We start from the raw sequence: 10,397 nt of genomic DNA on the forward strand, positions 1-10,397 counted from the left end.
GGGCGGCGGCGGTGAGGCCACCGGGCACCGCGGCGAGCCGTTCGCCGACGACGATCACGGCGCCGGGCGCGCGGAGCGCCTCGGCGGCCTGCGCGCCGTCACCGTCCAGGGCGGTGTTGCCCGCGAGGGCGTCCAGCCAGTCGGTCTCCGTGCCGGGAGCGGCGGGGAGCAAGGTGCCCCCGGCCTTCTCCAGGCCCGGTGTGACATGGGTGGCCAGGGAGTACGTCCGCTGTCCGTGCTTGCGCGCGGCCTTGCGCAGCCGCAGGAAGACGCCGGGCGCCTCCTCCTCGGACTCGAAGCCCGCGAGGAGGACGGCCGGTGCCTTCTCCAGCGTGGTGTACGTGATCCCCGTACCGTCCAGGTCCCGTCCCCGGCCCGCCACATGGGCGGCCAGGAAGTCGGCCTCCTCGCTGCTGTGCACGCGCGCGCGGAAGTCGACGTCGTTCGTGTCGAGCGCGACCCGGGCGAACTTGGCGTACGCGTACGCGTCCTCGACGGTCAGCCGGCCACCGGCCAGCACCCCCGCCCGGCCGCGCGCGGCGGCCAGCCCCAGGGCCGCGGCCTCCAGCGCCTCGGGCCAGCTCGCCGGCTCCAGGTCACCGTCCGCGTTCCTGATGAGCGGGGTCGTGAGCCGGTCGGGCTTCTGCGCGTAGCGGAAGCCGAACCGCCCCTTGTCGCAGACCCATTCCTCGTTGACCTCGGGGTCGTCCGCCGCCATCCGCCGCATGACCTTGCCGCGCCGGTGGTCGGTGCGGGTCGCGCAGCCGCCCGCGCAGTGCTCGCACACGCTCGGCGAGGAGACCAGGTCGAACGGGCGCGACCGGAAGCGGTACGCCGCCGAGGTGAGCGCGCCGACCGGGCAGATCTGGATGGTGTTGCCGGAGAAGTACGACGCGAAGGGGTCGCCCTCGCCCGTGCCGACCTGTTCGAGCGCCCCGCGCTCCAGCAGCTCGATCATCGGGTCGCCCGCGATCTGCTCGGAGAAGCGGGTGCAGCGCGCGCAGAGCACACACCGCTCGCGGTCCAGCAGCACCTGCGTGGAGATCGGGACGGGCTTCTCGTACGTACGCTTCCTGCCCTCGAAGCGCGTGTCCGGCTCGCCGACCTGCATGGCCTGGTTCTGGAGCGGGCACTCGCCGCCCTTGTCGCAGACCGGGCAGTCCAGCGGGTGGTTGATGAGCAGCAGCTCCATCACGCCGCGCTGCGCCTTCTCGGCGACGGGCGAGCTGAGCTGCGACTTGACGACCATGCCGTCGGTGCAGGTGATGGTGCAGGAGGCCATCGGCTTGCGCTGGCCCTCCACCTCCACGATGCACTGGCGGCAGGCGCCGACCGGGTCGAGCAGCGGATGGTCGCAGAAACGCGGGATCTCGATGCCGAGCAGCTCGGCGGCGCGGATGACCAGCGTCCCCTTGGGGACGGAGATCTCGATGCCGTCGATCGTCAGCGAGACGAGGTCTTCCGGCGGGAGCGCCGCCTCGCCGCCTCCGGAGGGGGCCGACGTGGTGACTGTCATGCGTTCACCTCCTGGTGCGGGTTCCGGTCTGCCCACGCGGTGGACTTCGCGGGGTCGAAGGGGCAGCCCTTGCCCGTGATGTGCTGCTCGTACTCGTCGCGGAAGTACTTGAGCGACGAGAAGATCGGGGCGGCGGCGCCGTCGCCGAGCGCGCAGAACGACTTGCCGTTGATGGTGTCGGCGATGTCGTTGAGCTTGTCGAGGTCGGACATCTCGCCCTTGCCGGCCTCGATGTCCCGCAGCAACTGCACGAGCCAGTACGTGCCTTCGCGGCAGGGGGTGCACTTGCCGCAGGACTCGTGGGCGTAGAACTCGGTCCAGCGGGTGACGGCCCGTACGACACAGGTCGTCTCGTCGAAGCACTGGAGCGCCTTGGTCCCGAGCATCGAGCCGGCCGCGCCGACGCCTTCGTAGTCGAGGGGGACGTCGAGGTGTTCGTCGGTGAACATCGGGGTCGAGGAGCCGCCCGGCGTCCAGAACTTGAGCCGGTGGCCCGCCCTGATCCCGCCGCCCATGTCGAGCAGCTGGCGCAGGGTGAGGCCCATGGGGCCCTCGTACTGGCCGGGGCTGGTGACGTGGCCGCTGAGCGAGTAGAGCGTGAAGCCCGGGGACTTCTCGCTGCCCATCGAGCGGAACCACTCCTTGCCGCGGTGCAGGATCGCGGGAACGGAGGCGATCGACTCGACGTTGTTCACCACGGTGGGGCTCGCGTAGAGACCCGCCACGGCGGGGAAGGGCGGACGCAGCCGGGGCTGTCCGCGACGGCCCTCCAGCGAGTCGAGCAGCGCGGTCTCCTCCCCGCAGATGTACGCACCCGCTCCCGCGTGCACGACGACGTCGAGGTCGATCCCGCTGCCGAGGATGCTCTTGCCGAGGTAGCCGGCCGCGTACGCCTCCCGGACGGCCTCGTGCAGCCGGCGCAGGACGGGGACGACCTCGCCGCGCAGGTAGATGAAGGCGTGCGAGGAGCGGATCGCGTAACAGGCGATCACCATGCCCTCGATGAGGGAGTGCGGGTTGGCGAAGAGCAGCGGCATGTCCTTGCAGGTGCCGGGCTCCGACTCGTCGGCGTTGACGACGAGGTAGTGGGGTTTCCCGTCACCCTGGGGGATGAACTGCCACTTCATCCCGGTGGGGAAGCCGGCGCCGCCCCGGCCGCGCAGACCAGCGTCCTTCACGTACGCGATGAGGTCGTCGGGCGTCATGGCGAGGGCCTTCTTGAGGCCCTCGTACCCGTCGTGCCGTTCGTACGTCTCCAGCGTCCAGGACTCCGGCTGGTCCCAGAACGCGGACAGGACGGGAGCGAGGAGCTTCTCGGGGCTGGTGCCGTTCTCGTCGATCTCGGGTGCCATCGTCATCACTCCCCCTCCTCGGCGGTGGGTCCGGCCGGGTGGTCCGGGTCGGAGTCCGAGGTGCGCTGCGGTGCGTCGTGCGAGCTGAGGTGCTGGGACCCGGGCTGCGGCGGCGCGTCCTGCGGGTGCGCGTCCGGGGTGTGCCCGCCGTCGCGCGGCCTGACCACCCGCTGCGGGGCCTCGCCCTTGGCGAGCCGCAGGCCGATCAGCGAGGCGGGGCCCGCGCCGCCGGTGGCTCCGACGGCGCCGGGGCGCTCGTCGGGGAAGCCGGCGAGGATCCGCTCGGTGTCCTTGTACGTGCAGAGCGGCGCGCCCCTGGTCGGCTCGACGGGGCGGCCCGCGCGCAGGTCGTCGACGAGCTGCTTGGCGCTCTGCGGGGTCTGGTTGTCGAAGAACTCCCAGTTGACCATCACGACGGGCGCGAAGTCGCAGGCCGCGTTGCACTCGATGTGTTCGAGCGTGACCTTGCCGTCCTCGGTGGTCTCGTCGTTGCCGACGCCGAGATGTTCCTTCAGCTCGTCGAAGATGGCGTCGCCGCCCATCACCGCGCAGAGCGTGTTCGTACAGACCCCGACCTGGTAGTCACCGCCCGGCTTGCGCCGGTACATGGTGTAGAAGGTCGCGACGGCCGTGACCTCGGCGGTGGTCAGGTCGAGCAGCTCCGCGCAGAAGGCCATGCCCGTACGGGAGACGTACCCCTCCTCCGCCTGTACGAGGTGCAGGAGCGGCAGCAGCGCGGAACGCGCGCCGGGGTAGCGGGAGATGATCTCCCTGGCGTCCGCCTCCAGCCGCGCGCGCACGTCGGCGGGGAAGTCGGGGGCCGGCAGCTGGGGCATCCCCAGGCTGACCTCGGAATTGGTCGGCTGGACGGTCACCGGTCGACGCCTCCCATCACGGGGTCGATGGACGCGACGGCGACGATGACGTCGGCGACCTGGCCGCCCTCGCACATCGCCGCCATGGCCTGGAGATTGGTGAAGGACGGGTCGCGGAAGTGGACCCGGTAGGGGCGGGTGCCCCCGTCGGAGACGACGTGCGCGCCCAGTTCGCCCTTGGGCGACTCCACGGCGGCGTACGCCTGACCGGCCGGCACGCGGAAGCCCTCCGTCACCAGCTTGAAGTGGTGGATGAGCGCTTCCATGGACGTGCCCATGATGTTCTTGATGTGGTCGAGCGAGTTGCCGAGCCCGTCGGGTCCGAGCGCGAGCTGCGCGGGCCAGGCGATCTTCTTGTCGGCGACCATCACCGGGCCCGGCGCGAGCCGGTCCAGGCACTGCTCGACGATCCGCAGCGACTGCCGCATCTCCTCCAGGCGGATGAGGAAGCGGCCGTACGCGTCACACGTGTCGGCGGTCGGGACGTCGAACTCGTACGTCTCGTACCCGCAGTACGGGTCCGACCTGCGCAGGTCGTGCGGGAGTCCGGCGGCGCGCAGGATCGGGCCGGTGGCGCCCAGCGCCATGCAGCCGGTCAGGTCGAGGTAGCCGACGTCCTCCATCCTGGCCTTGAAGATGGGGTTGCCGGTGGCGAGCTTGTCGTACTCGGGCAGGTTCTTCCGCAGGGTCCGCAGCAGCTCGCGCAGCTGGTCGACGGCGCCGGGGGGCAGGTCCTGGGCGAGTCCGCCGGGCCGGATGAACGCGTGGTTCATGCGCAGGCCGGTGATCAGCTCGTAGGCGTCGAGAATGAGTTCACGATCACGGAATCCGTAGATCATGATCGTCGTCGCGCCCAGCTCCATGCCGCCGGTGGCGATGCACACCAGGTGCGAGGAGAGCCGGTTCAGCTCCATCAGCAGGACGCGGACGGCGGTGGCCCGGTCCGGGATGTCGTCCTCGATGCCGAGCAGCTTCTCCACGCCCAGGCAGTACGCCGTCTCGTTGAAGAACGACGTCAGGTAGTCCATGCGCGTGACGAAGGTGGTGCCCTGCGTCCAGTTGCGGAATTCGAGGTTCTTCTCGATGCCCGTGTGCAGATAGCCGATGCCGCAGCGGGCCTCGGTGACGGTCTCGCCCTCGATCTCCAGGATCAGCCGCAGCACCCCGTGGGTGGACGGGTGCTGGGGACCCATGTTGACGATGATCCGCTCGTCGTCGGACTTCGCGGCGGACTGGACGACCTCGTCCCAGTCCCCACCGGTGACCGTGTAGACGGTGCCCTCGGTGGTCTCGCGGGCCGACGCATGTGAAGTGCTCATCAGGAGTACGACCTCCGCTGGTCCGGAGCCGGGATCTGGGCGCCCTTGTACTCGACGGCGATCCCGCCGAGCGGATAGTCCTTGCGCTGCGGGAAGCCCTGCCAGTCGTCCGGCATCATGATCCGGGTCAGGGCGGGGTGGCCGTCGAAGATCAGGCCGAAGAAGTCGTACGTCTCGCGCTCGTGCCAGTCGTTGGTCGGGTAGAGCGAGACCAGGGACGGCACGTGCGGGTCGGCGTCGGGCGCCGAGACCTCCAGGCGGATCAGCCGGCCGTGGGTGAGCGAGCGCAGGTGGTAGACGGCGTGCAGCTCACGGCCCTTGTCCCCGAGGTAGTGGACGCCCGACACCCCCGTACACAGCTCGAAGCGGAGCGCCGGGTCGTCGCGCAGGGTGCGCGCGACCTGGACGAGGTGCTCGCGGGCGATGTGGAAGGTGACCTCGCCGCGGTCCACGACCGTCTTCTCGATGGCGTTGCCGGGGACGAGTCCCTGCTCCTCCAGGGCGCCTTCGAGCTCGTCGGCGATCTGGTCGAAGACCCCGTTCGGGCCGCCGAAGGGGCGGGAGGTCGAGCCCGGCAGGGCGACCGTCCTGCGCAGACCGCCGTAACCGGAGGTGTCCCCGCCGTTGTTGGCGCCGAACATGCCCTTCCGTACGCCGATGACCTCACCGTGGTCGTCGCGCGCGGAGGGAACGTTCTTTCCGTCCTGCCCGTCCGTGCCGGACCCGTTGTTCTGCCCGGACGTGCCGGGACGCTGCTCGCCGCTCACCGCAGCAGCCCCTTCATCTCGATCAGCGGGAGCGCCTTGAGGGCCGCTTCCTCCGCCTCGCGGGCCGCCTCTTCGGCGTTGACCCCGAGCTTGGAGTTCTGGATCTTCTCGTGGAGCTTGAGAATGGCGTCCAACAGCATCTCGGGACGCGGCGGGCAGCCGGGCAGGTAGATGTCGACCGGCACGATGTGGTCGACGCCCTGCACGATCGCGTAGTTGTTGAACATGCCGCCCGACGAGGCGCACACCCCCATGGAGATCACCCACTTGGGGTTCGGCATCTGGTCGTAGACCTGCCGCAGGACGGGCGCCATCTTCTGGCTCACCCGCCCGGCCACGATCATCAGGTCGGCCTGGCGCGGCGAACCGCGGAAGACCTCCATGCCGAACCGTGCCAGGTCGTACCGCCCGGCGCCGGTCGTCATCATCTCGATGGCGCAGCAGGCGAGGCCGAAGGTGGCGGGGAATACGGAGGACTTCCGCACCCACCCCGAGGCCTGTTCGACCGTGGTCAGCAGGAAACCGCTAGGCAGCTTCTCTTCGAGTCCCATTGGTGGCCCCTCAGCCCCTTTAGTCCCATTCCAGACCGCCCCGCCGCCACACATACGCGTAGGCGACGAAGACGGTGAGCACGAAGAGCAGCATCTCCACGAGCCCGAAGATCCCCAGGGAGTCGAAGGTGACGGCCCAGGGGTAAAGGAAGACGATCTCGATGTCGAAGACGATGAAGAGCATCGCCGTCAGGTAGTACTTGATGGGAAAGCGGCCGCCTCCGGCCGGCGTAGGCGTGGGCTCGATGCCACACTCGTACGCTTCAAGTTTGGCCCGGTTGTACCGTCTTGGGCCGATAAGCGTGGCCATGACCACGGAGAAGATCGCAAACCCAGCACCGAGCGCGCCGAGCACGAGGATGGGTGCGTAGGCATTCAACGCCCCTCAGCTCCTTCCAGTCGTCCTTGACCGTTGGACCGCACCGGGCGATTTCGCGTCCCCGCCCCACCACGGATTCCCGGCACCGGATCACCGAAGATCGTGTACATGTGAGGCAGTTCACAAGCCCGACTGCCCCGCATCCTATGCCTGGTGGTCTGTGATCTGCGACACGGGGTACACCACCGACTTTGTGATCTCCACCACCTGACGAAGGATCATGAAGTCGGATGAGCGGTGATCTTCACACACGAAGCGTCCCGGCGGTTACGAGATGTGACATCCCCACCGGTCGTCGCTGGTGGGAAGGGGTTCGCATTATCAAGCGATGGCATATACAAGCAAATTGGCGAGGGAATGCTTTGGGGTGATAAGGCATCCGCCGTCACCCGGGCGAGGGGGTCGGCGGGAGCGAGGTGGACACGTGCGCGCGTTCACGAGCGACGGAGGGGCGACGGCGCGGAGGGAATACGGAGGACGCAGGGGTGTGTGGAGGGGGTGCGTTCCCGGCCATCCGGGCCCGGCGGGGGCGCCGTAACCATCCGGTCGCAGTGCGGTGACCATCCTGTGACCTGTACCACTCGGGCCGACTGCCCGAAAAGGCGGGCTTGGCCAAGGGTGTGAAGGGATGGTAAGTCAGGGGCAATTCGGGCGTTTGACGAAAAGCATGTGATCACAGCCATGATCACGTGTGTCCGGTTTGCCCGTTACGGCGTCAATAAAGGCCCTTCGAAAGCGGATTCACAGATTCCAGCCGCAAATGTGGCGCAGGACACGTTTCTTGACGCCCACCCGGGACCGCCTGATAGCGGTATGACCATGTCCCACACCGCTCAGATAACCAGCCACCGGAAACCCCGCCGCAGCGCGTCGAAAACGGCCATCCGCGCCGGAGTTGCCGGGGGTGTTCTCAGCAGCATCGCGGTCGCCGGTGCCGCCGGGCCGGCGCACGCCGAGCCGGTGACCGAGAAGACCATCGAAATGCCCACCCTGACCGCCGGGCTCGCCGACAGCGTCGCGCAGTCGGCGGCGGCCACGCAGCAGGTCGCGTCCGTCCTCGAACTCCAGGCGCAGGAGGACGCGGCGGCCACGAAGGCCGCGCACACCGCCAAGGTCGCCAAGGCGAAGGCCGAGGCGATCCGCAAGGCCGAGGCGGAGAAGAAGCGCGAAGAGGCCGCCGCGAAGGCGGCCAAGGCGAAGGCGGCGGCCCAGGCCGCGGCCGAGAAGGCCACGTACTCCACGCAGTCGGCGAGCGCCGGCGGCTCCGGCAGCTCCACCGGCTCCGGCTCGGCCACCGCCAAGACCGCCTCGTACACCTCGACGGCCACCGGTTCCGCGGGCGCGCTCATCGCGTTCGCCCGGGCGCAGGTCGGCGACGCCTACGTGATGGGTTCGACGGGCCCCAACGCGTGGGACTGCTCGGGTCTGGTGCAGGCCGCGTACAAGCAGATCGGTGTGGACCTGCCGCGCGTCTCGCAGGACCAGTCGACGGCGGGCACGCAGGTCTCCCTGAGCAACCTCCAGCCGGGCGACATCCTGTACTGGGGAAGCGCGGGCAGCGCGTACCACACGGCGATCTACGTGGGCGGCGGCGAGTTCGTGGGGGCGCAGAACCCGGGCACGGGTGTGGTCGAGAAGTCCCTGGACTGGGACCCGCCGACCGGTGCGGTGCGGGTGCTCTGAGTTTTTCGTCTTGTTCGTCGTTTCTGCACGTCCGACGGCCCGTGTCCCGTTCAGGGGGAGGCGGGCTGCCGGCGTGCGGGCTCCGGTTGTACGGGGCGCACGAGCGCGTCCGCGAACTCGCCCCGTTCCCGGGGGTGGTCGCGCAGCCACAGGCCCAGCTTGTGGTCCGCTCCGGCGTGCACGAGGTGCGTGAAGTCCGCGCGTGCGCCCAGCGCCTCCGCGACGGCCCGGGTCACCGCCGGCGGGATCACCGTGTCGTGCGCCGGTACGAGCAGGACGGCGCGCCCGGTGAACGTACGGAAGGTGTCGAGCGCGGCCGAGTCCCGCCAGCTCTCCGGGGTCCTGATGACGCCGGTGAACCCGTCCGCGAACGGCGGCTCCCACGCCCGGCGCGCGTACACCGCCGGGGCGCAGAGGCCGAGGGCCGTCACGCGGGAGCCGTAGTGGCGGGTCAGGTCCGCCACCGTCTGGCCGCTCATGCTGAATCCGACGAGCACCAGAGCGTCGCCGGGCGGCGCGTGCGCGTCGACCACGGCCCGCGCCTGCGCGAGCCGCCGCCGGAGGCTCAGCTCGCCGAGGGAGCCGGAACTGCCGCCGTGCCCGGAGAAGTCGAAGCCGACAACGGTGTGCCCCCGCGCGGCGAGGTCCCCGGCGAGCGCGTCCAGCCGCCGGTGCTCGCTCGTACCGGCGCCGTGGAGCAGGACGGCGGTCGCCCGGCGTGCGGACGGATCCGCGGGCGCCGTCACCGAGCAGCTGAGCGTCTCGCCGTCGCACGGGAAGGAGAAGCGCCGTACCCCGCGTTCCTCGTCCTGGACGTCACGCCGCATCGCACCCTCCCCCTGACCCCGTGATCGTACGCCCGTGAAGAAGCCCGACGATCGGCGTACAACCCGGGAAAGAGCGGGGCAGGACCCGTACGCTGGGCGCTCCACCGGAGCCGTGGCGCCGACACGCCACCTGCTGTCGCCCTCCCCGAAGGACGCCTAGTGAGCACTCCCCGCCATGTCATCTTCGGTACCGGCGCCATCGGCCGGGCCACGCTCGCCGCGCTGCTGCGCCGGGGCGAACACCCCCGGGACGTACGGATGGTCAACCGCTCGGGCTCCGCGCCCGTTCCCGACGGGGTCGAGGTCGCGGCCGGGGACGCCACCGACCCCGCCTTCACCACGGCCGTCGCCGAGGGCGCGCAGGTGGTGTACCAGATCCTCAACCCGCCGTACCACCGCTGGGCGGAGGAGTTCCCCGGCCTCCAGGCCGGGGTGGTGGCCGCCGCCGAGGCCGCCGGGGCGCGGCTGGTGAGCATGGACAACGTCTACATGTACGGGCCTCCCCTGGGCCGGCCCCTCACCGAGGGCCACGCCGACGCGCCCACGACCCGCAAGGGCGCGGTCCGCGCGCGGATGGCCCAGGACCTGCTCGCGGCGCACCGCGCGGGCCGCGTCGAGGTCACGATCGGCCGGGCCTCGGACTACTACGGTCCGGGCGGCGGCCGGCAGTCCGTCCTCGGCGACACGGTCTTCAAGGCGGCGCTGCGCGGCCGGACGGCCACGGTCCTCGGCGACCCGGACCAGCCGCACACGTACACGTACATCCCGGACATCGGCGAGGGCCTCGCGCTCCTCGGCGAGCACCCGGACGCGGCGGGCGAGGTCTGGCACCTCGCGAACGACCCGGTCACCCGCACCACCCGCCAACTCGTCACCCTCGTGCAGGAGTCGGCGGGCCACCCGAAGGCCAAGGTGCGCTCGCTCCCGCCGGTGGTGATGCGCACGCTGGGCGTCGCGAACCCGCTCATGCGTGAACTGACCGAGATGCTGTACGAGTTCCAGGAGCCGTTCGTCGTCGACAGCACCAAGATCACCAAACACCTCGGCGCGACGGCGACCCCGGCGGAACAGGCGGTGACCGACACGCTGGCCACGTACCGCGCGGCGGCCGGAAGCTAGGGCGTGTCC

At 70.3% G+C, this 10,397-nt stretch carries 10 protein-coding genes; 2 read left to right on the forward strand and 8 right to left on the reverse strand.

Annotation, left to right across the window (positions count from 1 at the left end; genetic code table 11):
• The 7 genes from GT042_RS23835 to GT042_RS23865 all read right to left on the reverse strand — a co-directional run.
• Positions 1–1,516: NADH-quinone oxidoreductase subunit G (locus GT042_RS23835; protein ID WP_161310773.1), on the reverse strand; the 1,516-nt coding region annotated here is incomplete at its 3' end.
• Positions 1,513–2,874, reverse strand: a complete 1,362-nt coding sequence (gene nuoF, locus GT042_RS23840; protein ID WP_161310774.1) for an NADH-quinone oxidoreductase subunit NuoF — start codon at positions 2,872–2,874, stop codon at positions 1,513–1,515. The genes GT042_RS23835 and nuoF, both read right to left, overlap by 4 nt.
• Positions 2,874–3,704, reverse strand: a complete 831-nt coding sequence (gene nuoE, locus GT042_RS23845) for an NADH-quinone oxidoreductase subunit NuoE (RefSeq protein ID WP_161310782.1) — start codon at positions 3,702–3,704, stop codon at positions 2,874–2,876. The genes nuoF and nuoE overlap by 1 nt, the downstream gene beginning before the upstream one ends.
• A 35-nt stretch (positions 3,705–3,739) precedes the next feature.
• The gene (locus GT042_RS23850) at positions 3,740–5,062 is read right to left on the reverse strand and encodes an NADH-quinone oxidoreductase subunit D (RefSeq protein WP_161310775.1); all 1,323 of its coding nucleotides are present in this window, start codon (positions 5,060–5,062) and stop codon (positions 3,740–3,742) included.
• Positions 5,062–5,829 (reverse strand): NADH-quinone oxidoreductase subunit C, encoded by a 768-nt coding sequence (locus GT042_RS23855; protein ID WP_161310776.1) that lies wholly within the window; start codon positions 5,827–5,829, stop codon positions 5,062–5,064. The genes GT042_RS23850 and GT042_RS23855 overlap by 1 nt, the downstream gene beginning before the upstream one ends.
• A complete protein-coding gene (locus GT042_RS23860; protein WP_161310777.1) occupies positions 5,826–6,380 on the reverse strand; it encodes an NADH-quinone oxidoreductase subunit B in 555 nt (184 codons plus the stop codon). Before GT042_RS23860 ends, GT042_RS23855 begins: the two co-directional genes overlap by 4 nt.
• Before the next feature lie 19 nt (positions 6,381–6,399).
• Positions 6,400–6,759, reverse strand: coding sequence for an NADH-quinone oxidoreductase subunit A (locus GT042_RS23865; protein ID WP_161310778.1), 360 nt, complete (start codon positions 6,757–6,759; stop codon positions 6,400–6,402).
• A gap of 819 nt (positions 6,760–7,578) precedes the next feature.
• Here GT042_RS23865 and GT042_RS23870 point away from each other — a divergent pair.
• Positions 7,579–8,442 (forward strand): C40 family peptidase, encoded by an 864-nt coding sequence (locus GT042_RS23870; protein ID WP_161310779.1) that lies wholly within the window; start codon positions 7,579–7,581, stop codon positions 8,440–8,442.
• A gap of 50 nt (positions 8,443–8,492) precedes the next feature.
• Here the strand turns inward: GT042_RS23870 and GT042_RS23875 are convergent, their stop codons facing one another.
• Complete coding sequence (locus GT042_RS23875; RefSeq protein WP_161310780.1) at positions 8,493–9,269, reverse strand: alpha/beta fold hydrolase; 777 nt, start codon at positions 9,267–9,269, stop codon at positions 8,493–8,495.
• Between the two features lie 159 nt (positions 9,270–9,428).
• On the opposite strand from GT042_RS23875, the gene GT042_RS23880 reads away from it, so the two are divergent.
• Positions 9,429–10,388 (forward strand): NAD-dependent epimerase/dehydratase family protein, encoded by a 960-nt coding sequence (locus tag GT042_RS23880; protein ID WP_161310781.1) that lies wholly within the window; start codon positions 9,429–9,431, stop codon positions 10,386–10,388.
• Positions 10,389–10,397 lie beyond the last annotated feature (9 nt).

Source organism: Streptomyces sp. SID3212, assembly GCF_009865405.1.
Classification (GTDB): domain Bacteria; phylum Actinomycetota; class Actinomycetes; order Streptomycetales; family Streptomycetaceae; genus Streptomyces.

What these genes read in the sequence shown, in the direction of transcription:
- nuoF (WP_161310774.1), bottom strand. Translation starts at nt 2,874, where the DNA reads ATGACGATGGCACCCGAGATCGACGAGAACGGCACCAGCCCCGAGAAG.
- nuoE (WP_161310782.1), bottom strand. Translation starts at nt 3,704, where the DNA reads ATGCCCCAGCTGCCGGCCCCCGACTTCCCCGCCGACGTGCGCGCGCGG.
- GT042_RS23850 (WP_161310775.1), bottom strand. Translation starts at nt 5,062, where the DNA reads ATGAGCACTTCACATGCGTCGGCCCGCGAGACCACCGAGGGCACCGTC.
- GT042_RS23860 (WP_161310777.1), bottom strand. Translation starts at nt 6,380, where the DNA reads ATGGGACTCGAAGAGAAGCTGCCTAGCGGTTTCCTGCTGACCACGGTC.
- GT042_RS23870 (WP_161310779.1), top strand. Translation starts at nt 7,579, where the DNA reads ATGTCCCACACCGCTCAGATAACCAGCCACCGGAAACCCCGCCGCAGC.
- GT042_RS23875 (WP_161310780.1), bottom strand. Translation starts at nt 9,269, where the DNA reads ATGCGGCGTGACGTCCAGGACGAGGAACGCGGGGTACGGCGCTTCTCC.